This window comes from Paenibacillus amylolyticus (assembly GCF_047302515.1).
In the GTDB taxonomy this organism is placed as follows: Bacteria; Bacillota; Bacilli; order Paenibacillales; family Paenibacillaceae; genus Paenibacillus; species Paenibacillus amylolyticus_G.
Map to the genome: position 1 here is coordinate 1,053,782 of NZ_CP168019.1, position 26,211 is coordinate 1,079,992.

Sequence of the window (26,211 nt, forward strand, 5' to 3'; positions counted from 1 at the left end):
GGAGTCGAATTATGGCGAATGATCAGCATACTGAACTAGAAACAGAATTGACACTGGATCAGGTTAAAGATCAATTGATTGAATCGGGTAAAAAAAGAGCTTCGCTGAATTACAAGGAAATTATAGAGAAACTCTCTCCTTTTGAGCAGGATGCAGAGCAAATGGATGAGTTCTATGAGCAACTGAGCGATCTGGGTATCGATGTAGTGAATGAAAATAATGAAGAGGTTACACTTCGTCCTAGTGAAGATTCCGAGAACAACACCAGAGAGGGAGAGGACGAATTCCACTTTGATGATGATCTGAGCTTGCCGCCAGGTATCAAAATCAATGACCCTGTCCGTATGTATCTCAAGGAAATTGGTCGTGTGCCATTGTTGTCGGCAGATGATGAAGTACAACTGGCTAAACGGATTGAGAACGGAGATGAAGAAGCCAAGCGTCGTCTGGCTGAAGCTAACTTACGGCTCGTTGTCAGTATCGCCAAGCGTTACGTTGGACGTGGAATGTTGTTCCTTGATTTGATTCAGGAAGGTAATATGGGTCTGATCAAAGCGGTTGAGAAGTTCGACCACAAAAAAGGATACAAGTTCAGTACGTATGCAACATGGTGGATTCGCCAAGCGATCACTCGTGCTATTGCTGACCAGGCGCGTACCATTCGTATCCCTGTGCACATGGTGGAGACGATTAATAAGCTGATCCGGGTATCCCGTCAGCTGTTGCAGGAACTTGGGCGTGAACCGACACCAGAAGAAATCGCTGCTGAGATGGATCTGAGTGTGGAGAAAGTTCGTGAAATTACGAAGATTGCACAGGAACCGGTTTCTCTGGAAACACCGATTGGTGAGGAAGATGATTCCCATCTGGGTGACTTCATTGAGGATCAGGAAGCACTTGCTCCGGCGGATGCTGCTGCGTATGAGTTGCTGAAAGAACAGCTCGAAGATGTATTGGATACATTGACTGAACGTGAAGAGAATGTGCTTCGTCTACGTTTTGGTCTAGACGATGGACGGACGAGAACGTTGGAGGAAGTCGGCAAGGTATTTGGTGTTACGCGTGAGCGTATTCGTCAGATCGAAGCCAAGGCTCTTCGTAAATTGCGTCACCCGAGTCGTAGTAAACGACTCAAGGATTTCCTCGAATAATCGAACTATGGGAGACTTTCCGCAAGACGCTTTAGCGGCGGCGGGGTCTCCTTTATTTTTAATTTAAACGTCTTGATTTCTTGGTTTTGGAAATTCATCCTTGAAATGTTTTATTGGATTTTATTTTATCGCTTTTCCTTGTTCAATGCAAATCAATAAATTAAATGAATGGTGTAGGTGCTTCATGAAACTTTCGAATCGATTACAGCGAATACATGATCAAATTCCCGATGGCAGCTGCATGGCTGATATCGGTTCAGACCACGCGTTGCTGCCAGTAGCCGCAATCCGCAGTGGGAAAGCTGCAAGTGCAGTAGCAGGGGAAGTCAATCCTGGCCCTTATGATGCTGCATGCAAACAAGTCAGTGATGCCGGCCTGAAAGAAAAAATCACGGTGCGTCGTGGAGACGGTCTTGATGTGATCTCTGCGGGTGAAGTGGATGTCATCACCATCGCAGGCATGGGCGGTGCCTTGATTGCTTCTATTTTGGACAGAGGTTTATCCAAACTGGAAGGAGTCCAGTTACTTATTTTGCAACCAAATGTGGGTGAGGATATCCTCAGACGCTGGTTACTGGAGCATCACTGGGTGGTTGTAGCAGAACAGTTGCTCGAAGAAGATGGCAAGATTTATGAGATTATAACGGCGATGCCACAATCTGTAAGCCCGATTGCCAATGTAGAGGTGTATCGTGCACGTCCGCTTCAAGGCGGGGCAGAATTAACGGAAGATTTGCTGCTACGGATGGGGCCTTATTTGGTTGATCGACCGACGGATGTATTTTTTGCCAAATGGGAAAGTGAGATCGTCAAACTGCAAGGGGTTGTTAACTCCATCTCCAAATCCGATCAGGATTCTTCCCGGGACAAGGCGGCTGAGGTAGAGCGTCTTATCGCAAACTTGAAGGAGGTTTTGGCATGTTTGCCAAAGGTCAAACTGTAATTCAACTGATGGAGCAGCTCGCTCCAAAACATCTGGCTGTACCGGATGACCGCATCGGTCTCCAGCTCGGCAGTTTGCAAAAAGAAATCACTCACGTGTTAGTAGCTTTGGATGTGACGGATGAAGTGGTGGACGAAGCGATTCGCATCGGAGCCAACCTGATTATCGCTCATCACGCGATCATTTTCCGTCCGGTTAAGTCACTGAGTACAGATACACCTATGGGTAAATTGTATGAAAAGCTGATTAAGCATGATATTGCTGTTTATATCAGTCATACGAACCTGGATGTGGCCGAGGGTGGTATGAATGACTGGATGGCCGAGGCACTTGGCATCGAGAGTAAAGAATCGCTGGAAGATGTACACACAGATCATCTGTACAAGCTGGTTGTCTTTGTGCCTCGTACCCATCATGAACAGGTTCTTCAGGCCATTCTGGAAGCCGGAGCGGGGAGTATCGGTCAATACAACAAGTGCAGCTTTAACACGGAAGGTACAGGAACGTTTGTACCTGGTGAAGGGACTCAACCATTTATCGGTACCCAAGGGCAGATGGAACGTGTGGAAGAAATACGGATTGAGACCATCGTACCCCAAAGTCTGAGAAGTAAGGTCGTTCAGGCGATGCTTAAGGCTCATCCGTATGAGGAAGTGGCCTACGACCTCTATGCAATGGATTTAAAGGGCCGTACGCTCGGTCTGGGACGCTTGGGACCCCTTAGGGAGCCTAAGACATTAGGTGAGCTTGTGGAGGTTGTGAAGACCCAATTCAATGTGCCTCATGTACGTGTGGTAGGAGATCTGAATAAGCAGATCAAAAAAGCAGCGGTTCTTGGCGGATCTGGCAGCCGTTACGCGCTCACTGCACGCTTCAAAGGTGCGGATGTTATTGTGACCGGAGATATTGATTATCACACGGCTCATGATGCGTTAATGGCAGGTATGTGTATCATCGACCCGGGACATAATTCCGAGAAGATTATGAAACCCAAAACAGCGGATTGGCTTCGTTCCCGTTTGGAAGAAAAACGATATGATACGCAAGTTACGGCTTCTGAGGTAAATACGGAAGTATTCCAGTTTATCTAAAAAGACCGTTGATGTGCAACTCCCAGTAATATTAAGCTTGTCTGGGAACCTAAATGCCTGTATACTATGTAATGTTGTTCGGAAAGCTTGACAGACAATCGCTGGTGGCCTTTGTTGCCACGAGAGGAAAGTCCGGGCTCCACAGGGCAGGATGCTGGATAACGTCCAGTCAGCGCGAGTTGAAGGATAGTGCCACAGAAATGGACCGCCGATGGCCGGATTTTCCGGCACAGGCAAGGATGGAACCGAGGTGTAAGAGACCCCGAGGAACGCTGGTGACTTCGTTCCTGGTAAACCCCATCTGGAGCAAGACCTAATGGGACACAGCCGCCTCTTCGGAGGAGGCAACCTTAGCCCGAGGTGTGTCTAGGTTGGTCGCTTGAGCTGTGCAGCAATGTATGGCCTAGATAGATGATTGTCGCTTCTGGTGGGAGGGTAGTTCCCGTATGAACCACGAAGAGCACAGAACCCGGCTTACGGTAAGCTTTCCTAACTGCAACAACAACACTATTGCAACACAATGTAGTCCACTATCAGTCGAGGACAACTCGTATGAAACATCCGATGGCCTGACTGATCAGAAGGACCCATGAACATCTAAAAAAACATAACTCCCGTTGATAACAGGTTCTATAAAAATAAGGCGGCAGTTCCGAGATTCTCGGGCCTGCCGCCTTATTTTTATTTCTCATATCAAGTTATCAACCTTCATACGCTAAAGAATCGCGAAATGTTTATGACAGTTCATTACAGTGTAACAACACTGTCCGATGTTAAGGAAGCATGCCAACGTTGGATGGCGCGATCCATTCTTTCCACGGCTTCCGGAAGGAGCTCAGGGTCCGTATGAGTAAAGTTGATCCGCATGCGGTTTAACTCTGGTGTACCTGCATAGAAGGAATCACCAGGGACAATGCACACTTTCTCCTGGATACCATAAGTGAACAGATTGCTTGCAAGCATGCCTTCAGGCAGTTGCAGCCACAAGAACATGCCACCTTGAGGTGAATTCCACGAGATGCCTTCCCAAGCTTTGGCTGCCATAAGAGTAGTCAGGGTTTTCATGCGTTGTTCGTAATCCTCTGAAATATGGCGGATATGCGCATCCAGATCGAAACATTCGAGCAGTGCATGAAGCGCTCTTTGGTCAATGCTGCTGGAGTGCAAGTCGGCACCTTGTTTGGCTCGTGCTGCCATTTTGACAATATCGGGAGCAGCCAGTATCCAGCCCGTACGAAGGCCAGGTGCTACTGTTTTGGAGAATGTGCTGGTGTATATAACGTTGGAAGGGCCGTCATAGGACACTGCATCCAGTTCTGCGAGAGCAGGGACATCCAATTGCTCCGGATTAAACCGAATTTCACCATAGGGATCATCTTCCAGAATGAGTACACCATACTTGCGGCACAGATCCACAGCCTGCTGTCTTCTTTCTCGCGACCACACTTTTCCCGTAGGATTGGAGAACGTGGGATTAATATAGACAAGTTTTGGACGATGCAACTGGAGCTGTTCCTCCAGAGATTCAGGCAACATGCCGTGATCATCACAAGCTACGCCGTGAGATTCAGCCTGATAGGAGTGAATGACTTGCAGAGCAGCGAGGTAGGTTGGTGATTCAACCAATACGCGGTCACCCGGGTCGAGAAGGATGCGGCAAACCAAGTCAATGGATTGCTGTGAACCCGTAGTGAGAAGCATGTGATCGGGTGAAGCGGGAATGCCCTTGGATTCAAGACGTTCGGCGATTTTGGCGCGAAGAGGACGGTAACCCTCAGTCTCCGCATATTGAAGAGCGGCTGCTCCGCTCATAAATACTTTTTCATATGCAACGCGGATGGCTTCCAGCGGGAATGAAGTCTGGGCTGGTAATCCACCGGCTAGTGAGATCATTCCAGGTGCCTGAGCGGCCTGGAGCATGTCGCGAACGACAGAGGACGGGGTGTTTTGTGCCATTTTGGACCAAGGGATACTCATATTATTCTCATCTCCTGTTATTCACTGTTATACTGATATTATAAACTATAATAGACGGACTACACTATAACAGTAAAATGAAGATCATAACAGTTGGGGGAGCACATATGCATATTGAATTAAAGCGGGGAAGCAGTACCAAATTGTACGTGCAGATTGCACTAACGATTGCCGATCGCATCAGATCAGGACTCATTGAACCCGGAACCCGACTTCCTTCTGTGCGTAAAATGACCGCGGATTTGGGTGTCAGCCTGGTCACTGTATCCAAAGCGTATGCTGAACTTGAAGCGATTCAATTGATCACCTGCTCCCAGGGTAAAGGTTGTTATGTGAGAGGTACATTGAACGTGGATCAGATGGAGGATGTGGACCGAACGCAGCGAAACAATGCCAACGGTGAATCCAGTACGTCATGGAATTGGCAGATGGCACTGGTGGATTATTTACCGCGAGCCCAGCTCTGGAGACATTTTGATACGTCACCTCAAGTGCGGTATGAACTTCATATGTCAGCGATTCAGCCTGAACTGTTGCCTACACGCGAGATTATCGACAGCGCCTACCGACTCTCCTCTGATCATACAGAGCGTATGGCCGCGTACGGATCTTTTCAAGGAGATCGTGAGCTTAGACAGATCTTTGCCGAACATTTTGCCGCGCGTGGACTACAGGCTGCACCTGAACGCATGTTAATTACAAGTGGTGCTCAGCAGGGGATTGATCTTGTGGCACGAACTTTTGTCGGACCTGGGGATGTTGTATACATGGAGGCACCAAGCTATACCGGAGCCATTGATGTATTTACGAGTAGAGGAGCGAAGATCATTACGGTCCCGATGGATGACGAAGGCATGCGTATTGATCTGTTGACCCGATTATGTGATACCTATCCGCCCAAGCTGATCTATACGATCCCGACCTATCACAATCCAACAGGTATCACGATGAGTGCAAGAAGACGAGCACAACTTCTTAATCTCGCGCAAAGCTACCACTGCCTCATTCTGGAGGACGATCCGTTTGCAGATCTTTATTTTCGGGAACCTCCCCCGGCTTCCATTAAATCGATGGATGGGACGGGTCATGTCGTATATATCAAAAGCTTCAGCAAGGTGTTGTCTCCCGGTTGCCGTATAGCCTGCGCCATCGCAGACGGAAGTGTATTGACCCGGCTTGTGGCCGCGAAATCTACGGCGGATTTGGGGAGTCCGCTGCTTACACAAAAGGCACTGCAATCTTTCATTCAGAATCAGTACGGTGCCTATGTATCCCGATTGAGGGATGAATTGTATTCTCGCTTGTGCGCAGCATCTGAAGTGCTGGAAGAGCATGCTACTATGGGCATGCAATGGCGCTTGCCAGAGGGAGGACTCAATCTGTGGCTCCAACTTCCGAGTAACTTGGATATGCGTGAGTTGCATCATCAGTCACTTGCTGCAGGAGTCTCTTTCCTCCCGGGTTCCGCCTGTTATGTAGGAGAGATGGATACACCAAGTCTGCGTATCTGCTTCACGGTAACGAGTGTAGAACTTCTATGTGAAGGACTGCGTGTACTTTGCGGAGTCATTGGCAAAGTCACACCCCAAGAAGGTGGGACAGTGGCGGACAGGCTACCGCTCATATAATTTTTCAGACTATGGACATACATCCAATCCACTTTCGATCTGTTGCAATAGGTTATAGTATCACCAGAAAGGGAGTTGGTTTTGAAATGAACCATTACTGTCCACCGCTTTGCCCGATTGTCTGTGACCCGATCCAGGTTGTTGAGGATTATTACATCCCACAAATCGTGCCTGTAATCCACCCGATTGAAGTGATCAAAAAACATCACTGTGTTCCGATTCATCACCACATGTATCCTGTTGTTGTCAAAGAAGAAGACCCTTGCTATGTATCCAGCCATAATCCGAAGAAAAAATCCGTGAAAAAATCAAGCAAAGCCCGCACAACTTCTCGCAAACGCTAATCGCAGCGGGTGCCCCGGGGAATTGGATATAAACCAAAAAGAGCAGCGTACGCCCCGGGGCGCAGCTGCTTTTGTATTTTTTACAGATTATCCTCAGTACGCTTACTGCGTATACTTTTTCATTGTATTATCCATTTGTTGTCTGACGTGTTGCGGCCAGAACTGCAACGGAGCGCTGTTGCCTGATGCGGCTTGCAGTGCCTTATAGACATCGATTTGACCATAACCGAAATACTTGTCGTGACCCGGATCACCGAGGTCAATAACACTTTGGCGCATCAAATCCATCACTTCCGTGTTGGTCAAGTCCGGGTTCAACGAACGGATCAAACCTGCAAGTGCGGCTACATGGGGGCTAGCCATGGACGTTCCAGACAAGGCTGCATACTGATTGTTTGGATAGGTACTGGCGATACTGGACCCTGGAGCCATCACATCTACATAATCCCCATAGTTGGAATAGGAAGCTTTGCTCATATCCGGGTCCGTAGCAGATACGGCAAATACTTCCGGATAAGCAGCAGGGTATCCTGGACGCTCTGTATTATCGTTCCCCGTGGCTGCAATCAGGACGATATCCCGGTCAAAAGCGTATTTAATGGCATCATGAAGAAATTGCGCATCAGCATAATTGCCCAGACTCATATTGATAACTTTGGCTCCATGATCGGCTGCCCAGATGATGCCTTCGGCAACGGCATACGTGGTACCAGAACCCGAGTTGTCGAGTACTTTAACCGGTAGTACCTTGTTATACCAGCTCATGCCTGCCACGCCTTCATTATTGTTGACAGTAGCGCCGATAATGCCTGCGACATGTGTTCCATGTCCCACATCATCCATCGGTTGGCTTCCCGGCTCGACCACATTATAACCCTCAAGGAGCTTGCCCTTCAGGTCAGGATGATTCATATCAACCCCCGTGTCGACCACCGCAACGATGACATCTTTGTTTCCCTTAGTGATATTCCAACCTCTGTTTGTCTCAATCGCAGGCAGGTTCCACTGATAATCGGAGAACAAAATGTCATTGGGTATCGTTACATCTGTTTGTTCAGTTACGGCATCATTGGTTAAATACATATAGTGGGGCTCCATATAGAGTGGATTCCATTTGCTTTCGAAATAACTATGCAATTGCTTGTAACTCATGTGTTCTGACCGAAAAACATACGTGTATCCCAGCTTGCGCGCAGATTGCGCTCTCAGATCGGATTTAATGATACGCATATCCCGTTCTCCGGGATCTTGGCGAAAACGGATGACGATTTCATTTTCATAAAAATGACTGGCATTTGCATTATCATGTCCGGTCTTCACTGTGATTTCGTTAAGCGTATCCGGGTGAACAGACTCAATTTTGAATTTACCCTCACGCGGATAAGGGATCATGCGCAGATTTTTGCGCTGATGTTGTTCAACAGCATTTAATACGTTCTGACTGAACAAGGCAATTACAGCTCTTTTGCCATCTTTGGAGGGTTGCCCCATAACAAAGTATTTTTCTTTTCCCAAAGGAAAAGAAGAGGATTCAAAACTTTGACGTTTGTTTACCGCTTTTTTGGCAAGGTTGAGCGAATGTTGAAGCTTCTGTTGTTCCAACTTGCTTCCTTGTGTGGAGGCGTGATCAAAGGGCTTGTTAAAAGAGCCATTGGTATTCATGAGATGAATGGATTTGATATGTTCATGTGAACTTTGGAGATCATTCACATATCGGCTAACCTGCGCAGCATTCATTGTGGCGGTTTTCTCCAGCATGATACTGAGATGTTGCTTGGCATCCATACGGGTCAGAAGATCGGTTGCTTTGACATCCTGCACTTTCAGACGCTGCTTACTCGTGTGCTCTTCATGAGCAGAGTCTGACAGGGCACTTGGCTTGGGTTCTTGACGATTTGATGTTGGAAGCAGAAGCGTCAGGGCGAGTGCTCCTGCACCAGCTGCAAGGGCCCAGTTAATCCATTTCGGTCTGGACATGGTGGATGGAACCTCCTTCGTTCATTTTGGACAATCATTAACAGTGCTTCATCGTTGTCACTGGTTATATCTATCGTTAGAAAAAGCGGATATTTTTATGCAGGCGAGTTCGAGTCTGACTGCGTATAATAGGCATGTTTAACGGCAGAAGCGGAAAGCATGATTAAGGGATACCGCTCGTCATCTTTTTATGGTAGGATTATAGCTGTGAATTCAAAGGTCAGGGGAAAACCACCGTTGGCCGACCTATATGTAAGGACTTATTTAAGGGGGAGCTACCTTTATGTCAGCAGCCAATGTACAGAAAACATGTGAGTCAACTAGGGAAAAGTTAAAACCGGCTATCGATCGGATTGAAAAATTTTTGAATGAGAATGCTTTGCCTGAACTGGATCAGAATCAGACGGAAGAATCAACTGCCTTCTACAAAGGATTTCTTTCAGATCTCCGTCATTTGCTCGTTTTTTCTGAAGTTTCTTACGAAAAACTTGGCGTTGTGCTGCGTCGTGCCAACTTTGATGTCGATTTTGCCGAAAAGGCTCTTTATAATACGTATCATCAATGCGTAAACAGCTTTTTCTATCCCAAAAATGAATGTTATTCCGAAGACGGAAGATACGCTTACACAGGACAAGATGCCATTCGTTTCCGTGACAAGCCAATCCGTGCAGTACGTGATGTCATTCTTGAGGTTTCCAAAACGTACGAAGAATTGCGCGATGATCTGGCATATTATGAAAGTGATTACCTGACTCAGCGCCGTATGCAAAATCAACGGAATCACGCCTAATTAACGTTTAAACCTGAATATGAAATTGGACGAAACCGCCCTTGTGGCGGTTTTTTTGTGTTTTTAGTGAGAATCAGACGAAGTGTAATCATGTCATCATCTGGCATTTTGACGGGGAATATCAGGTTTGTGGCGGGGAGACAATAGTAGTCGAGGTGATAAAAAATGAGCCAAGACAAACCAATTGTCAAATGCAGCGTCTCCAACTGCAACTTTTGGGGAGAGAACAACTTCTGCCACGCTGATGCCATCATGATTGACATCGACCAACATGCCACCCGTCGTCTGCATGAGGAATTTGCCGGTGAGACATTTGACTCCGATCACCATGATCATGCACGCACATCCTCTGCAACATGCTGTCACACGTTCAAACCCAAGTGAGCAGTCATCCCTATTCATAACGGAGGTGCTTCCCAATGAAAAATGACGATAATAAGTTTAATTTTCAGGATCGCCCTAAAATCAATGTTGACGGTGAAAAACAGCGTATGCGCGTCGATTATCCCAGAAAAGCACATCGGGAAGAATACGGGGCAGAGGTCGCTCCTCCGACTGTCGTAAGAACTGGAGGTTCCGAACGGGCAGAGCCTGTACCTGAGAAGCATGAGGCAGACCGGGTCATGGAATCAACAGGCAAGGTTGCGGGTTACATGGGACTTGCCTTTGGGATCGCGTCTTTGTTCATGTGGTCAATCGTACTTGGACCGGCCGCAGCCGTACTGGGTTACTATGCATATGTGAATGGTCGTAAGACAGCGGGAGCCTGGTCCATTGGACTGGGTGTTGTAGCTACGCTGAGTTATTTTTTCATGATTCCATTCGCTCGCTAACGTGTAAAATGATTCATTCAAAGCCTTCTGTTCTCACCCAAATGCGGTGAATTACAGAAGGTTTTTTTCGTATATGCGCAGGTTATGTGGAGAGATTCATATATTTTTATGAAAACAATGGAACCTTGCTGTAAAACGATGTAGAATAAGGTCATAATACGCTTAATTATACGGGAGTGGGTATAACTCATGCAGATTGATCCAAACGGATCGCGGCAGTTGTTGGAACTGCAATTGTCCAATGTGAATAACCAAACCAGTGGATCACAATCGGATACTGGTTCAACAGTGGATTTCGCCAATGTGATGGACGGGCTGTTAGGTATGGGTGCCAATTCGACGAGCAATACAGATTCCACCGCTACGGTCTCCAAAAGATCCAGTGATGGTTTGTTGTGGCTGCAACTCGGAAGCACGTACAATCCGGATATAAATACGGCAGGATCGTCCTCTGTCTCCAATAACATCGTTGAGTCTTTATTATCTTCATCCAATACAGGAATCGTGGATTCAGGTGCATCTGTACCTACGGATTATGAATCTTTGATTGCCGAGGCAAGTGCCAAATACGGTGTTCCTGAATCATTGATCAAGGCGGTCATTGACACAGAGTCCAATTTTAACCCAAATGTGGTGTCCTCTGCCGGTGCCAAAGGGCTTATGCAATTAATGGACGGCACGGCTGCAGGGCTGGGTGTGAGTAATTCATTTGACCCTGCCCAGAACATTGATGCGGGTACGAAGTATCTTTCCCTTCAGCTCCAGCGTTTCGGTGGAGAAGTGAAGATGGCACTTGCCGCGTATAATGCAGGACCGGGCCGTGTTTCACGTCTAGGCGTGTCGAGTGATAGCGAACTGATGAGTGTACTTAACCGTTTGCCTTCCGAAACTCAGAATTATATCTCCAAGGTGGAGAAGGCACAGTCGAAATATGTGATCTAAACTCACAGATAGACATTTGTGAAAATACACGGTAGGCAGGATGAGATCAAATGTGGGAGCAGAAGCGCTTGAAACGCCTGTTCCCGGTTGGTCTTTTTGTGTTGTATGGGTATCGTGTTACAATGCTCACTGTAGATTCATGAACGAAGAGATAAAGGGAGGTCTAACCTCATTTGAAATATTTTGATTATGCTGCAACCACACCTCCCCATCCCGATGTCATTCGTACGATGGCCGAAATTATGGAGACACAATTTGGTAACCCGTCCTCGATCCATGGGTATGGAGAGCGTGCTCATCAGTTGCTGCGTCGTGCACGATCTGGCTGTGCTGCGGCAATCGGCGTTAAGCCTGAGGAGATTGTATTTACTTCCGGTGCGACCGAGAGTAATAATCTGGCGATAAAAGGTGCGGCATTACGTTATCAGTCACGAGGCAGACATATCATCACTACGGCTACCGAGCATGCCTCGGTGTACGAAAGTTTTATGCAATTGCAGCAGTGGGGATGGGAAGTGACATTAGTTCCCGTGAATTCCGATGGAGTAGTAGACACTCAGCAGGTCGTAGACGCGATCAGGCCGGATACGGTGCTTGTGAGTCTGATGCATGTAAATAATGAAACAGGAGCCATCCATCCTATTGCAGAAATCGGCAAACAGCTCAAAAAGAAAGCACCACGGGTGCTTTTCCATGTGGATGGTGTTCAAGGCTTTGGAAAAATGAAGGCGACACCTGCCGCTTGGGGTGCAGATCTATACAGTCTGTCTGCTCACAAGATCCGTGGACCGAAGGGAGCGGGTCTCCTGTATGTGCGAAGTGGAGTGGAGCTTACGCCACTATTGTCAGGAGGATCACAGGAGCAGGGCCTAAGAGCAGGCACAGAAAACGTGGCCTTGCTGGTAGGCATGGCAAAGGCCATGCGAATGGCAGCAGAAGATCAGGTTGATTTTGCCCGGCGTACCACGGTGCTCCGTGATCGATTGATGGAAACGATACGTGTTATTCCTGAATTTGAATTGAACAGTAGCCCAGAGGGTGCACCTCATATTGTACACTTCTCCTATCCCGGGATGAAGGCCGAAGTGGCGCTGCACACCTTGGAGCAACTTGGCGTAACCATATCGACCCAATCTGCCTGTTCTTCGCGTTCGGCTGAACCGAGTCGGGCTCTACTTGCGATGGGCAGAGATGCAGCTTGTGCTGGTGGCGGATTGCGTATTAGTCTTGGAGATGAACATACAGAAGAAGATGTAGCCTTGCTTGAACAGGCTTTACATCAGATGGTGGCGCAGTTGCGGCCCCTCGAAAGGCGGATGTAATGGATATGAACTATGATATGCTGCTTCTCCGTTTCGGAGAGTTTATGTTAAAAGGGAAGAATCGTGCCCGATTTGAAAAAACGATCATTACACAGGTGAAAGCTTTGCTTAAACCTTATCCAGGAGCGAGCCTTCGCAAAGAATATGGCCGTGTCTATGTGGATCTTGGCGGTGAATCACATACTGAACTGATTAAGGTGCTGAAGCGGGTATTCGGTGTGATGTCGATTAGTCCGGTTAAAGTTACTCCATCCGAGCTTGATGAGATTGTGAAAACAGCAGTTGCGTTTATGGACGAAAGGGAAGACGAATTCAAGGAAGGCACCACATTTAAGGTAAATGTAAGGCGGGTATGGAAGGAGTTCCCGAACTCTTCCCATGAAATGAACCATTTGGTCGGTTCCCCGATCCTTCGGAAGTTTCAGCAATTAAGTGTTGATGTTCGTCAACCTGATATTGAACTGCGAGTGGAAATTCGGGATCAGGGTACCTATATTTTCAACGAAACCATTCCGGCAGTAGGTGGCTTTCCACTGGGTACGAATGGAAAAGCGATGGTACTGCTATCAGGTGGAATAGACAGCCCGGTTGCAGCCTGGTCTTCCATGCGCCGTGGACTTGAAGTGGAATGTGTACATTTTTACAGTTACCCGTTCACAAGCGAGCGCGCCAAAGAGAAAGTCATTGATTTGGCACGTGCCCTTGCTGATCATGCGGGAAAAATCAAGCTACATCTGGTTCCATTTACGGAGATCCAAACGGCATTCACCCAGCTGGGTCAGGATAATCTGATTATTACGCTGATGCGACGTTCAATGCTGCGAATTGCATCCAAACTTGCCGAGCGTGAGCGGGCACTCGCACTGATCACCGGGGATAGCCTGGGCCAAGTAGCGAGTCAGACTCTTCCGAGTATGAATGTCATTGGTCGTGCGACGGATCTGCCACTGTTGCGACCACTGGTTATGATGGATAAACAGGAGATCATTACCCTGTCCAAACAGATCGGAACGTATGACATATCTATTTTGCCATATGAGGATTGCTGTACTCTCTTTGTACCAAAGTCACCTTCAACCAATCCAAATCTTCGAATTGTGGATAAAATTGAATCAACAATGAGCCATCTGTCAGAATGGGTGGATCAGGCGGTGGAACAAACTGAAACGATCACACTGCACGCCGGTGAAACTTCTGTGGTAACGAATCCGACAAGTGATAATGGCATGAAGGATGATTGGTTCTAAACTCAATAAAAATTAGCATGGCTGACATAATAAGGGCTATGTTAACTGCTAAAAAGGACTGTCCGATGAAATATCGTTCAGTCCTTTGCTGTATTCAGATGAAATTTTAAGTTTAAATTAGCCTACGAATAGGAGCGCTGCTGTTCCCCGCCAGATCCCTTGTGGCTGGAGCTGCTGGAGCGTTTGCGATAACCTGCAAAGACTACGCCTCCAATAACCACAACGATGAAGAGAATGCGCAATGCCGGATGTTCAGTAAAGTAGGGTAAGAGTCGCTGTTCCTCAGTGATCATATTGGAAGCCGTATACCCGAGAACAATGGCTCCGACATAGATGATCCAAGGAAAGTGATTAATTAGCTTGATAAACAGGGTACTGCCCCAGACGATAATAGGTACACTAATCAGGAGTCCAAGAATGACAAGCACGAGATGCTGCTGCGCTGCTCCAGCAACTGCAATCACGTTATCTAATCCCATGGCTGCATCCGCGATCACGATGGTACGAATAGCGGTCCACAAGGAAGTTCCCGCCTGAACATCATCGTGTTCATCTCCCTGATCCGCCAATAATTTATAGGCAATCCAGATCAGAAGTATGCCTCCCACAAGCAAGAGCCACGGAACTTTAAGCAACCATAAAACAACAACTGTTGCTAAAATTCGAATCAAAAGTGCGCCGCCAGTTCCATATAGAATCGCCTTTTTCTGCACGGAAGGGTGCAAATTTCGAGCTGCGAGACCAATGACGATGGCATTATCCCCAGCCAGAATTAGATCAATAAAGACAACGTTCAGCAAAGCCAGCCAGAATGTGGGACTAAATAGCTCCATGAGATATGTCACTCCTTATATACGGTTCAATCATTAAGAATAGCATGGACAACTCTGACATACAAGTTAATGTGGGGGGATGAGGACATGGATACACTATGGCTTTTAACTGAAATTTTAATGATCAATCTGGTATTGAGTGGAGATAATGCGGTTGTTATTGCGCTTGCCAGCAAGGATCTGCCACCAGTACAACGCAAAAAGGCGGTATGGTGGGGGGCTTTTGGTGCGGTAGTGTTACGCTGCGTATTAACCTTTGTAGCGGTATTATTGTTGGGAATTCCCTTTATCCAAGCGGCAGGTGGGCTGTTGCTACTCTGGATTGCAGTGAAGCTGCTGCTTCAAAATGATGATGAAGTACATATTCGAGAAGTTTCTACGACCTGGAAAGCCATTCAAACCATTCTGATTGCCGATTTTGTAATGAGCTTGGATAATGTTTTGGCCATAGCGGCTTTGGCAGATGGAGATTTGGCTTTGATCGTCATTGGTATTGCAATCAGTATCCCCATCGTCGTATGGGGGAGCGGGTTAATTGTTGGTTTGTTGAAGCGATTTCCGATTCTTGTATTCGTCGGATCAGGCATCCTAGCCTTCACAGCAGGTGAGATGGTGATGAAAGACCCCAAGTTAGGAGAATGGCTGGGAGGTATGGCATCAGAGGTGCATACGCTGCTACCCGTAGCAATGGCTTGTCTTGTGGTTGCCATTGGAGGCGCACATAAATTTGTGCGGAAGAACGCATAGTTTAATTTTGGATAAAAGCTTGAACATATGACCGTCTGAACCGTCCGGTTTAGGCGGTTTTGTGGTGAGATAATACGCTTGTCAATACAACAATCATTGGGCTGGTCATAAGTTGCACATATTAGGGTAATACAGGTAAAGGACGCACGCAAAGTGCGACATAAAGTATAGTTTTTTGCCGAAACATCGGATACACTAGAAGCATGATTACAGGTTTGAATATCAACAGTCAGCATGGAATGCGTATCGTTTATGAAGAAATAAAGTACATAGCCATAGTATAAGAGGTGATTGAGGATGAGAAATGAAAAAGCGATTGGACTATTTATTGTAGCTGCGGGAATTATTATTCTGCTTGGCAAGTTTGGCGTGTTTGGATTTATTGGTCGTAATTTCTGGCCTTTGCTGATCCTGCTGCCAGGCATCGCCCTTCATGCGTTATATTATGCGCGTATTTCACCATCGTGGTCACTCGTTCCTGCCGGCATACTAACGGTGTATGGTGTTTTATTCAGTATAACGAATACATGGGGCGCTGGACTTATGAGCAGACTGTGGCCAGCATTCTTGCTCGGGATCGCCATAGGGTTACTCGAATATGGAATGGCTGAACGACGAAGACCGGAATATGTGTTACCTGCAGCTTTGATCCTTGGTGCGGTGTCCATCATATTATTCGGATTTACCTTGCTGCAAACGGGAATAATCTATGTACTTGCTGTCCTTTTGATCTTGGGTGGAGTCTGGTTATTACTCGGACGAGGACGTCAAGGGAGAGGCTGGTAACATTCCCAGTGGTCTTTTCGTGCGAAATATCTTGATTTTTACCTATAATAAACTATAATATAAGGGATATAGACATGCGTCGGGATATCACCGACGCTTATTTTGTGAGTAACCTGCGAAATTGCGGGAAGTTTAAGTAGATATGATTTGAAATTGGAAAGGATATGGATACAAAACATGCATTCAAGAGAACACATTCGCAATATTGCGATTATTGCCCACGTCGACCACGGAAAAACAACACTCGTTGACAAGTTGCTCCAGCAATCCGGTACTTACCGAGATCACGAAACGGTACAGGAGCGCGTAATGGACTCCAACGATTTGGAGCGTGAACGCGGTATTACGATTTTGGCCAAAAACACGGCTATAACTTATAAAGATTACCTGATTAATATTGTGGATACACCAGGACACGCCGACTTCGGTGGTGAAGTTGAACGTATCATGAAAATGGTTGACGGTGTATTGCTCGTTGTTGATGCTTATGAAGGCTGTATGCCACAAACGAAGTTTGTACTTCGTAAAGCACTTGAGCATAACCTGACCCCAATCGTTGTTGTAAACAAAATTGACCGTCCAGCGGCTCGTCCGACTGAGGTTATTGATGAAGTATTGGACCTGTTCATTGAACTGGGTGCCAACGATCAACAACTCGAATTCCCTGTTGTATATGCTTCCGCATTGAACGGAACATCCAGCATGGATAATGATCCTGCCAAACAAGATGACAACATGATGGCGATCTACAATACCATCGTTAGTCATATCCCACACCCTACCGAAAATGTTGAAGAACCGCTTCAATTCCTCGTTACTTTGATGGACTACAATGAATACCTTGGCCGTATTGCCATTGGTCGTGTTAACCGCGGTGTGATCCGTCAAGGACAATCGGTAACGGTTATTATGCGTGATGGTAAGAGCAAAACTGCACGTATCGAGAAACTGTTTGGTTTCCAAGGTCTCAAACGTATTGAGACGGAAGAAGCAGGAGCAGGCGACATCGTTGCCATTGCAGGGATCAAGGACATCAACATTGGTGAAACCATTGCCGACCCTAACAACCCGGAAGCTTTGCCAGTTCTGAAAATTGATGAGCCAACACTGCAAATGACGTTCCTCGTGAACAACAGTCCATTCGCAGGTCGTGAAGGTAAATGGGTAACTTCCCGTAAACTTCGTGAGCGTTTGTTCAAAGAGTTGGAAACAGATGTTTCCCTTCGTGTTGACGAAACGGATAGCCCTGATGCATTTATCGTTTCCGGACGTGGTGAGCTTCACTTGGGTATCCTGATTGAAAATATGCGTCGTGAAGGATATGAGCTTCAAGTATCCAAACCAGAAGTTATCGTAAGAGAAGTTGACGGTAAGAAAATGGAACCTGTTGAGCGCTTGTTGATTGATATCCCTGAAGAGAGCATGGGTTCCGTAATGGAGAGCCTGGGCGCACGTAAAGCAGAGATGGTTAACATGGTTAACACAGGTAGTGGTCAAGTTCGTCTGGAGTTCCTGATTCCAGCACGTGGTTTGATCGGATATAGCACAAACTTCCTGACATTGACTCGTGGTTACGGTGTAATGAACCATGCATTTGACAGCTACGCTCCAGTAGTATCCGGTCAAGTGGGTGGACGTCACCAAGGCGTGCTGATCTCAACTGAAACGGGTACATCTACGTTCTATGGCATGATGGGCGTTGAAGATCGCGGTACGCTCTTCTTGGAGCCGGGTACTGAAATCTACGAAGGTATGATTGTTGGTGAACATACACGTGACAATGATATCGTTGTTAACATCTGCAAAGAAAAACAACTGACTAACGTTCGTTCTTCCGGTAAAGATGATACGGTTAAAATTAAAACTCCGATTATCTTCTCGTTGGAACAGGCGCTTGAATATCTGAATGACGATGAATATTGTGAGATTACACCAAAATCTATTCGTCTTCGTAAAAAGATCCTGAACAAATCCGAGCGTGAGCGTGCAGAAAAACAACGCAAAATGGCTTCTAAAGCCTAATAACAACAAAATAATTTATATAAGTTAGCATTTGATGGAACACATATACACCATCGGCGCTGATTACAACCCACTAAAGTAGTGGAGGATGCGGAATCGATTCTGTAGGAGCGAAGCGTTCGCCTTTATCCCCGGATTTTACCATTGAAAAATGGATCAAAAAAATCTGGGGATAACAGCGACCAAAAGAACGATCCGAATCCGGAACGGTCACATGTAGAGCTTTGTAATTAATGTTGTTGTTGGTGCTCCATCAACCAGTTAACTTATATCCTAGCATGAACACGAAAGGAGCTGGCTGTGCATGCAAGCATGGTTCGCATCACACCCGATCGTAGCCTACATCGTCATCTTTGTATTGATTACTTACGTATATAACAAGGTGTTTCGGGTACGTCAGAAATTGCCACTTGGTAAGGAAATCGTTCTCTATATTTTGATGGCGATGGGCACATTCATGCTTCTTATTTTTCAGATCGACAAGCTGCCCATCATTCAATGTTTGTTGGTCGCGGTTGGTTTGATGTTGTTAGTGAGAGTGCGTTATTTTATTGAAGGTCGTCAAAAGAAAAAAGCGGAAGCTGCCGCTCGAAACTCATAAATCCTGTCTTGTACAGAACATCCGTTTTCCTTAGGGAAAGCGGTTGTCTTTTATTTAGACAAAAACAGATGTGATAAAGGTGTTGAAGATATGAACTCAAATTCGAACGGACTGCCTCCACGGAGACAGGCACCAACGCAATCCGGTGCTTCTGGATCGAAGAATGGCAAGGGCAAGCAGCCTAAGAAGAAAAAGAGAATGAATGCTTTTGGCAGAATCCTTTTAAGTCTATTGGTTATTGCCATTGTGGTAGGCGGTGGATATGCGTACTGGGTATACAATCAAGTCGTGGATACAGGCATCGATAAACCGGTACCTCCCGGGATGTCAGCCACAACCAAACCGATCACGATGCTGTTATTAGGCACAGATAACCGTCCTGAAACTGGCACATATCTCTCGGATGTTGTTATGGTGGCTTCGTTGAATCCGGAGACCAAGACGGCAACCATTGTATCTTTGCCTCGAGACACGCGTATTCAATTGGATGGGTACAAATCCAACAAGCTGAATTCCTATTATCCAAGATTCAAAGCACAGGAAAAAACCACTGGCAAAAATGCAGAGGATCAGATGAAAGAAATGATGGGCAAGTATTTGGATGTAGATATTAATTATACAACCGTCCTGAATTTCCAGGCATTCCGTGATGCTGTCAATGCCGTAGGTGGCGTGGATGTGACTGTGGATAAAAATATGTGTTATAGAGATACAGCTGATGGTACAGATATCAATCTGGTCGCAGGCGCACAACATCTCGATGGTAAAGCAGCACTAGATTTTGTTCGTTACCGCAAATCCAATTGTAATCCAAAGACTGATGAATCCAATGACTTTGATCGTAACAAACGTCAAAACCAAGTACTGAACTCCATGCTGGATCAGATGAAATCTCTTGGGGGCATTACAAAGATTAGCAAAGTGATTGGTGCAGTGGACAAGAATATGACGACAGATGTGGAATCGGAACAAATGAAAAACTTTATCTCGACGTATTGGAACATTTCCACCTCGGATGTGCATTATACTCCGGTTACCGGAGAGTGGAGAAGTCCATATGTGTATATTAATGAAACGGAACTCGCCAATGCCAAGCAGGCATTACAAGATACACTTTCAGGTAAAGTAACGGCTTCACCTTCAGGCGAATAACCTTCATTCTTTTGGGATTGGAAGCACGTTAATCGGTATGCTATAATAACATAAACCAAGTACAAGAATTGCATAAAGAAGGTTAGGGGGCTGGTTGAATGTCCGAAGCCGTCACACAATTAACTGAATCTCTTTTACAGCAATTCAAGAATGAGACCTTTGTGCTTCTGAGCACAGTGGACGTGGAATCCGGAGGTCCGACTTCAACAGCCATCTCCTGGATTTATGCGGAGAATGCTTCTACTTTTCGTTTAGCGATCGATCATCGTTCACGTTTAGTGAATAACATGATTACTAATCCGCTCATTACGGTTACTGTCTTTGGAGAAGAGACGGTGTACGCAGTGAACGGACGTGCTGCGGTACGACAAGATCCGCTGCTGGACGTTCCATTTAATATGTGCTGTTTCGACATTACAATTGAAGCGGTGAGGAATGCTCTGTTTTACGGCGCTCAATTGTCCTCTGTGCCTCAATATGTCAAAATATATGATCAGCGTGCTGCTGAGAAATTAGATGAGCAGGTTTTTGCTGCCATGAAAAAAGCCTAGTGAGAGATCACTGGGCTTTTTGTTGTCTTTTGTCAGATGAATGCAGCTGCTGCATTTGTTGTTTTTGATTCACGTGTTCATCCGGATTTTGACGGACTTTGACGTCTTTCGGGAGTTGAGGGATAATTCGTCCCACCATGTCAGCGAGTTCTGAAGCAAAACCGGAGATTGGGTGCCCTTGACGAATATGTTCACCAATCTCTTTAATTCGTTCAGTGACATCTGCATCAGCAGTAACGATGGAATCTATACCTTCGGGGTCTTTGCGAAGTGCTTCGGCAACAGCGTACTTAATGGTACCCACCCGAGCACGTTCCAGTTCACCATCAACATCGATGCCAACTACGGCTGTATTACCGAGTATGACGCAGTTCGCATCTTCAACACCTTCTACTTGCTTGGCAAGGGCTTTAAGGTGATTGATTCGTTTTTCATTTGGCATCCGGCCACTCTTTGCATCATCTGCAATGTTGGTATCATGGACTTCGCCTGTATTCTCATTGAGACGGTCCAAACGTGAAGGATTCATCCGATCTTCCTGTGCATTGAGCATGTGAGATCCTTTCCCTTGATCTTGCTGAGTTGTTACATTTCCTCCGTAACCTTTCGCATGTGTACCTTGATTCGGCGAAGCGCTGCGTGTGGAACTGTTGCAACCTGTAAGTATAAAGATCAGAAGCAGCGTGCACACCCATATTTTCATAAATGTTCATCCTTTCTTGGAGTTTTTCAGAATGGTTGACAATTATTTTGCCCTAGTCGAATACATTTATGTATGGGATCATGATTGTCCATGCCGCTGCTGAAAGATCACACTATTCATGCCTTTAACGACGCCGCTTTGGAGGGGATTGAATGAAAAAGATTTTTGTATTGGATACCAACGTGCTTCTGCATGACCCCAATGCCATATTTGCCTTTGAGGAACATGAGGTAATCATTCCCGCGGTTGTACTGGAGGAGATCGACTCCAAAAAAAGAAATGCCGATGAAATTGGGCGTAATGCCCGTAATGTATCCAGACTGTTAGATGGATTACGAGAGCTGGGTCACTTGCACAGTGGGGTACCTTTGGCTAATGGAGGGAACCTGAAAGTAGAGCTGAATCATCGGAGTTTCGTGAAAGTTCAGGAAATGTTTGGTGAAGTGTCCAACGATAATCGGATATTGGCTGTCGCACTGAATTATCAGATTGAGGAGAATGAAAAGGAAGTAGTCGAACGTCAGGTCGTGCTTGTTAGTAAAGATGTACTTGTGCGTATCAAAGCGGATGTACTTGGTCTGTTCACACAGGATTACTTATCAGATCGGACGGCAGGACTCAGTGAGTTATATCCAGGATATACGGCCCTAAAAGTTCATCCGTCAGTGATTGATGAGTTTTACACATATCGTTTTTTACCAATCAAACCGTTGCAATTGTCTTATTCGTTGTATCCGAATGAATTTGTCATTCTCAAGGATGAGATGGGAACCAATAAATCGGCTTTGCTTAAAGTAAATACAGAGGGAACAAAGCTGGAGCCGCTTTTCCTCAGTAATGATAATGTCTGGGGCATCAGCGCACGTAACGCACAACAACGCATGGCACTGGAATTGCTTTTGAATGATGACATCCCGCTTGTTACTATCACCGGTAAAGCCGGAACAGGGAAAACCTTGCTGGCGCTTGCAGCAGGTCTGCTTAAGGTAGAGGATGATCATAAGTACAAAAAACTGTTGATCGCTCGCCCTGTCGTTCCAATGGGGAAAGATATCGGTTATTTGCCTGGTGAGAAGGAAGAAAAGCTTCGTCCATGGATGCAGCCGATATATGATAATCTGGAGTTTTTGTTTGACACCAAAAAAGCCGGAGATATCGATAAAATCCTAATGGGGCTTGGCAGTATTCAGGTGGAGGCTTTAACGTATATTCGTGGAAGATCGATACCTGGACAGTTTATCATTATTGATGAAGCTCAGAACCTGTCACGCCACGAAGTGAAGACCATTGTATCAAGGGTCGGTGAAGGCAGTAAGATTATTTTGATGGGAGACCCCGAACAGATAGACCACCCGTATCTTGATTCTGCCAGTAACGGCCTGACGTATATCGTGGAACGGTTCAAACAAGAGGGAATCAGCGGACACATTATGCTCGAAAAAGGAGAAAGGTCCAAGCTGGCACAGCTTGCAGCTGATTTATTGTAAAATTTAAGGGATTTATTTCCCGGAAAATGTTGTTATTGAAGCCGGCTCCTGGAGTCGGCTTTTTGCTGAAAAAATAAGTAAGCGTTATTACACAGAACTCGATATGCTCGTATTATGCAAAAATCCGAAAAAGTGTTTTTCGGCAGGGTAGGACAAGAGTACTACTTATTTGTTACAATAATTGCTGCAGGAAAAAACTAGGTGAACAGGGAGGGAAGTTAATGAAGCGTAGACATCAGGTTGTTTTATTCGCGGTATTGCTGCTTTCGTTAACAATCTTGTCACCGAGTTTTGACTTTAGAGGTTCACAGCTCAATCAGGAACGCGATCAGGAGAAGGATGCTTTTCATGGGTCTTCTTCCCGTAATGAAGATGCTCAAGCTCCGCTGGAGATTGTAGTGGCCATGTCGGATGAAGAGTTCCAAGACTTTCAAAAAATAGCCAAAGAAGTTGCTGCTTCCCAGCTGGTAGAGATTAATCTTCGGAATGAGAAGCCGGATACATATAAGCATGTTTTGGATCTTGAATTTTCACTAGGAGAGAACGGTGATGTTGTTCTGCTGGATAGTGAGGAAGTGCAATACTATGCCCAAAAAGGGTACCTGTATCCGTTAAACGGAACCACATTATCGAAGTCGCTAGGAGATACGGTAGTTGGGTTACGGGGAATGACAGAGTGGAATGGTTATCAGTGGGGAATGCCTTTTGATTTTGATCCGTACATTCTGGCTGCCCAATCTTCATTTCTGAAGAGAGCTGGTCTGGAGTCATTACCTCGCAATAAAGATCAGTGGGTCAAACTTACTCAACAAGCCATTGCGGAAGGCACCCCTTTAATTACAATGAACATCAATGATACGTACGGGACAAATGCGTGGCTGAATCATTTGGAACCGAGAATGGCACCAGATCAAGTTAAACGAACACAAATAGATTCGCAAACGGGGGATCTTCAGCAGGGGATTCAGTTGATGAATCAGATTCAGCCCCTTATTAGGCTTGAGTCTACCAATCCAGATTTCTCACCAACTGCTGACCAAAACGACACACCAATGGTTGTATCATTGTTATCTCAATTATTAAGTGCGGATCAAGCGAGTAAAGTTGGTAAAGATCCTTTGGAGCGGATTTCTTTCGAACCCTTGGAAACTGTAAACTCCAGAAGCCTTGTCATTACTGCGGGTTCGGTTGAGGCTGAGGAGGCCAGTAGATGGATTGAAGGAATGACGTCCGCTACGACACAGCTGAAATGGTACCAACAGGTTAAACGGTTGCCCGCAAAGCAACAGGAACTAGATATGGAGTCTGAGAAACTCGTTGGACCTTATGACATGACAAAGGGACAATCCTGGTTCCCGACCACCCAAGATGCCCCTGCTGCAACGACCGAAAGTCATGCTCTAATAACTCGTTTTCATAAAAAAATACAACAATTCTTAAAGGGTGAAATTACAGCGAATCAATACGTAGACAGTATTAGAACGACGAATTAACTTTAAGTTCGTGTTCAACCTCTTTAAAATGATATAGCTAGTTGTACTTCCAGTATGCCTTCACTTGTTGAAACATCGGTTGCTTTGACAAACGACAGGATTTTCTGTGGATAGAACCCAAGGTCAAATTCTTTTTCAAGCATTCGGCGAGTGGTGTCTGGTAATTCAAGCTGGTTGAATACAAGTTTGTCCACATGAAAACGAATGGAGTTTTGGGGTTCATTTTCTACCGTATAATGTCCTTCTATGCTTAATTGCAACTGATCCCGTTGACCGGAAGCTATAATCTTATCCTGGTTAAACTGAAAGGCAAAGTCTTCAAAGATTGGATTTTGGGAACGTAGAAATGCATTAAGCTCATCCTGCCCAATTCGAATCGTATACGTTGTTCCAGTCGTGGATATACCTCCGTTTTGTTTTTGGATAAAATCGGGCAGGTTCTGCATGGCAGATGCCAATGCTTTGAAATATCGTTTCACCTCATAGATGCCGATATTCTCCCAATAAAGGGTTAATTCATCCATCAGTTTCTGAATCGCTGCCGCATCTCCGCTGGTGGCTATTTGGGCATCCACTTCTTTTTGCAAGGCGACTACACGTTCCCGCTGGTTTTGAAGATTAGTCTTCATTTCGGTTAATTCTGTTGTAGTCTGACGAATCTGAGTGGAAGTCTGTTGCAGATTGCGATAACGGTCCTGATACTTGTCCAGCACAGCCTGATCCCGTCCGATAATAATCTGGTAATAATCATACAGTACAAACAGGTCTTTGAATGATCTGGCTCCCAGGACCGTCATGAGGAGGCTGTCGCGTTCTCCTGTGTAGTAGGACCTCACTACAGCTCCGGCCCGATCTTGCTGAATATGTATCTGCTCTTCCTGTTCCTGAAGCTGGACGGATAATGTCTCGTATTGTTGAGCCAGCTGCTTCTGCCTTTCGGTGATGCGTTCGATTTCGTGATCGATTTCAACGATGGATAGACTTTTTTGTAATATCTCACGTGTATCCTCAGGTGAAGACTCTCCATAGGCATGGGCTAAAGGTAGCTGGAGGAATAAAATGATGCATAATATAAAGGCGGAAATGCCGTATTGACGTTTCACCGATCCATTCTCCTTTCCACTTCTTAAATGACAATCGTACAGGCTTGTTGTCTTCCAGACAATATATGAAACAAATACGTGAAATATCCTTAGTGGTTACATAACACCATGAACATTCGTTTAATCTGAACACAACAAAAAAGCAACCCGACAGATATCGGATCACTTTGATGCTGCAGGTGGATTAGAGCGGCAACCCCATTTCGAATACGGTCCAGTAGCTGAACCCCGTGAATGTTACGATCATATAACCCCAGAAGAGCAATATGTACGTTCGCTCGGTAAATTTCAAGTATCCCAAAATGACAAAAAACGCAGTCTGCAGGAAAAAAAGCAAAGCCATTTCGACCAGATCTCCCGCAAAAGCCATCAGGCCAATTGCAAGCGTGAAGAACCCGAGTACCCGAAACATGCGTGCCACGGTAAATCCTCCTCTCCTAAGTACGTTCATAGATTGTCTACACAACATTATACCGGGAAAGGAAAAA

At 45.8% G+C, this 26,211-nt stretch carries 25 protein-coding genes and 1 other RNA gene; 20 read left to right on the forward strand and 6 right to left on the reverse strand.

Going from position 1 to position 26,211, the window contains the following annotated elements; genetic code table 11:
- Positions 1-11: 11 nt before the first annotated feature.
- From rpoD to rnpB, 4 genes are all read left to right on the forward strand, one after another.
- Positions 12-1,151, forward strand: coding sequence for an RNA polymerase sigma factor RpoD (gene rpoD / locus ACDJ59_RS04550; RefSeq protein WP_017687256.1), 1,140 nt, complete (start codon positions 12-14; stop codon positions 1,149-1,151).
- A gap of 184 nt (positions 1,152-1,335) precedes the next feature.
- Positions 1,336-2,094 (forward strand): tRNA (adenine(22)-N(1))-methyltransferase, encoded by a 759-nt coding sequence (locus tag ACDJ59_RS04555; protein ID WP_413407812.1) that lies wholly within the window; start codon positions 1,336-1,338, stop codon positions 2,092-2,094.
- Positions 2,070-3,185, forward strand: a complete 1,116-nt coding sequence (locus ACDJ59_RS04560) for a Nif3-like dinuclear metal center hexameric protein (RefSeq protein WP_413407813.1) — start codon at positions 2,070-2,072, stop codon at positions 3,183-3,185. Before ACDJ59_RS04555 ends, ACDJ59_RS04560 begins: the two co-directional genes overlap by 25 nt.
- An 82-nt stretch (positions 3,186-3,267) precedes the next feature.
- Positions 3,268-3,677: RNase P RNA component class A (gene rnpB / locus ACDJ59_RS04565), an RNA gene on the forward strand.
- A gap of 255 nt (positions 3,678-3,932) precedes the next feature.
- Here the strand turns inward: rnpB and ACDJ59_RS04570 are convergent.
- Positions 3,933-5,162: a PLP-dependent aminotransferase family protein gene (locus ACDJ59_RS04570; RefSeq protein WP_413407814.1), complete on the reverse strand. Its 1,230-nt coding sequence runs from the start codon at positions 5,160-5,162 to the stop codon at positions 3,933-3,935.
- A gap of 107 nt (positions 5,163-5,269) precedes the next feature.
- Between ACDJ59_RS04570 and ACDJ59_RS04575 the strand changes: the two genes are divergently transcribed.
- Both ACDJ59_RS04575 and ACDJ59_RS04580 read left to right on the forward strand, forming a co-directional pair.
- Positions 5,270-6,790 carry a PLP-dependent aminotransferase family protein gene (locus ACDJ59_RS04575; protein ID WP_413407815.1) on the forward strand — a complete coding sequence of 507 codons (1,521 nt, stop codon included), beginning with the start codon at positions 5,270-5,272 and terminating at the stop codon, positions 6,788-6,790.
- Positions 6,791-6,876: 86 nt separating this feature from the next.
- A complete protein-coding gene (locus ACDJ59_RS04580) occupies positions 6,877-7,134 on the forward strand; it encodes a hypothetical protein (RefSeq protein WP_036615016.1) in 258 nt (85 codons plus the stop codon).
- 102 nt (positions 7,135-7,236) lie between these two features.
- Here ACDJ59_RS04580 and ACDJ59_RS04585 read toward each other — a convergent pair whose 3' ends face one another.
- Positions 7,237-9,111 carry a S8 family peptidase gene (locus tag ACDJ59_RS04585; protein ID WP_413407816.1) on the reverse strand — a complete coding sequence of 625 codons (1,875 nt, stop codon included), beginning with the start codon at positions 9,109-9,111 and terminating at the stop codon, positions 7,237-7,239.
- Positions 9,112-9,394: 283 nt separating this feature from the next.
- Here ACDJ59_RS04585 and ACDJ59_RS04590 point away from each other — a divergent pair, with 283 nt between their 5' ends.
- The 6 genes from ACDJ59_RS04590 (at position 9,395) to thiI (ending at position 14,245) form a co-directional block, all read left to right on the forward strand.
- The gene (locus ACDJ59_RS04590; RefSeq protein ID WP_062835484.1) at positions 9,395-9,901 is read left to right on the forward strand and encodes a YpuI family protein; all 507 of its coding nucleotides are present in this window, start codon (positions 9,395-9,397) and stop codon (positions 9,899-9,901) included.
- 165 nt (positions 9,902-10,066) lie between these two features.
- Positions 10,067-10,285 (forward strand): DUF1540 domain-containing protein, encoded by a 219-nt coding sequence (locus tag ACDJ59_RS04595; protein ID WP_074095869.1) that lies wholly within the window; start codon positions 10,067-10,069, stop codon positions 10,283-10,285.
- A 35-nt stretch (positions 10,286-10,320) separates the two neighbouring features.
- Entirely contained in the window at positions 10,321-10,734 is a 414-nt protein-coding gene (locus ACDJ59_RS04600) for a hypothetical protein (RefSeq protein ID WP_413407817.1), read from the forward strand.
- Between the two features lie 189 nt (positions 10,735-10,923).
- Positions 10,924-11,676, forward strand: coding sequence for a lytic transglycosylase domain-containing protein (locus ACDJ59_RS04605; RefSeq protein ID WP_413407818.1), 753 nt, complete (start codon positions 10,924-10,926; stop codon positions 11,674-11,676).
- A 173-nt stretch (positions 11,677-11,849) separates the two neighbouring features.
- Positions 11,850-12,998, forward strand: a complete 1,149-nt coding sequence (locus ACDJ59_RS04610) for a cysteine desulfurase family protein (protein WP_413407820.1) — start codon at positions 11,850-11,852, stop codon at positions 12,996-12,998.
- Positions 12,999-13,003: 5 nt separating this feature from the next.
- Complete coding sequence (thiI, locus tag ACDJ59_RS04615; RefSeq protein WP_413407821.1) at positions 13,004-14,245, forward strand: tRNA uracil 4-sulfurtransferase ThiI; 1,242 nt, start codon at positions 13,004-13,006, stop codon at positions 14,243-14,245.
- A 122-nt stretch (positions 14,246-14,367) separates the two neighbouring features.
- Here the strand turns inward: thiI and ACDJ59_RS04620 are convergent, their stop codons facing one another.
- The gene (locus ACDJ59_RS04620) at positions 14,368-15,078 is read right to left on the reverse strand and encodes a TerC family protein (RefSeq protein WP_413407822.1); all 711 of its coding nucleotides are present in this window, start codon (positions 15,076-15,078) and stop codon (positions 14,368-14,370) included.
- Positions 15,079-15,165: 87 nt separating this feature from the next.
- On the opposite strand from ACDJ59_RS04620, the gene ACDJ59_RS04625 reads away from it, so the two are divergent.
- The 6 genes from ACDJ59_RS04625 to ACDJ59_RS04650 all read left to right on the forward strand — a co-directional run bounded on the left by ACDJ59_RS04625 (position 15,166) and on the right by ACDJ59_RS04650 (position 20,937).
- Positions 15,166-15,825, forward strand: coding sequence for a TerC family protein (locus ACDJ59_RS04625; protein WP_413407823.1), 660 nt, complete (start codon positions 15,166-15,168; stop codon positions 15,823-15,825).
- Positions 15,826-16,116: 291 nt separating this feature from the next.
- Positions 16,117-16,611 carry a hypothetical protein gene (locus ACDJ59_RS04630; RefSeq protein ID WP_143781059.1) on the forward strand — a complete coding sequence of 165 codons (495 nt, stop codon included), beginning with the start codon at positions 16,117-16,119 and terminating at the stop codon, positions 16,609-16,611.
- Between the two features lie 177 nt (positions 16,612-16,788).
- Positions 16,789-18,633, forward strand: a complete 1,845-nt coding sequence (gene typA, locus ACDJ59_RS04635; protein WP_413407824.1) for a translational GTPase TypA — start codon at positions 16,789-16,791, stop codon at positions 18,631-18,633.
- 304 nt (positions 18,634-18,937) lie between these two features.
- Positions 18,938-19,234: a YlaH-like family protein gene (locus tag ACDJ59_RS04640; RefSeq protein WP_036614990.1), complete on the forward strand. Its 297-nt coding sequence runs from the start codon at positions 18,938-18,940 to the stop codon at positions 19,232-19,234.
- A gap of 90 nt (positions 19,235-19,324) precedes the next feature.
- A complete protein-coding gene (locus tag ACDJ59_RS04645) occupies positions 19,325-20,386 on the forward strand; it encodes an LCP family protein (RefSeq protein ID WP_036614987.1) in 1,062 nt (353 codons plus the stop codon).
- 98 nt (positions 20,387-20,484) lie between these two features.
- Positions 20,485-20,937 (forward strand): pyridoxamine 5'-phosphate oxidase family protein, encoded by a 453-nt coding sequence (locus ACDJ59_RS04650; protein ID WP_340028833.1) that lies wholly within the window; start codon positions 20,485-20,487, stop codon positions 20,935-20,937.
- Positions 20,938-20,944: 7 nt separating this feature from the next.
- Here the strand turns inward: ACDJ59_RS04650 and ACDJ59_RS04655 are convergent, their stop codons facing one another.
- Positions 20,945-21,640 carry a YhcN/YlaJ family sporulation lipoprotein gene (locus ACDJ59_RS04655; RefSeq protein ID WP_253501970.1) on the reverse strand — a complete coding sequence of 232 codons (696 nt, stop codon included), beginning with the start codon at positions 21,638-21,640 and terminating at the stop codon, positions 20,945-20,947.
- Between the two features lie 152 nt (positions 21,641-21,792).
- Between ACDJ59_RS04655 and ACDJ59_RS04660 the strand changes: the two genes are divergently transcribed.
- Positions 21,793-23,127, forward strand: a complete 1,335-nt coding sequence (locus ACDJ59_RS04660) for a PhoH family protein (protein ID WP_024628438.1) — start codon at positions 21,793-21,795, stop codon at positions 23,125-23,127.
- Between the two features lie 221 nt (positions 23,128-23,348).
- Positions 23,349-24,620: an extracellular solute-binding protein gene (locus tag ACDJ59_RS04665; RefSeq protein ID WP_413407825.1), complete on the forward strand. Its 1,272-nt coding sequence runs from the start codon at positions 23,349-23,351 to the stop codon at positions 24,618-24,620.
- Between the two features lie 23 nt (positions 24,621-24,643).
- On the opposite strand, the gene ACDJ59_RS04670 is transcribed toward ACDJ59_RS04665, so the two are convergent.
- The gene (locus tag ACDJ59_RS04670) at positions 24,644-25,723 is read right to left on the reverse strand and encodes a hypothetical protein (RefSeq protein ID WP_413407826.1); all 1,080 of its coding nucleotides are present in this window, start codon (positions 25,721-25,723) and stop codon (positions 24,644-24,646) included.
- 184 nt (positions 25,724-25,907) lie between these two features.
- Complete coding sequence (locus ACDJ59_RS04675) at positions 25,908-26,144, reverse strand: DUF2626 domain-containing protein (protein WP_017687281.1); 237 nt, start codon at positions 26,142-26,144, stop codon at positions 25,908-25,910.
- Between the last annotated feature and the right edge of the window lie 67 nt (positions 26,145-26,211).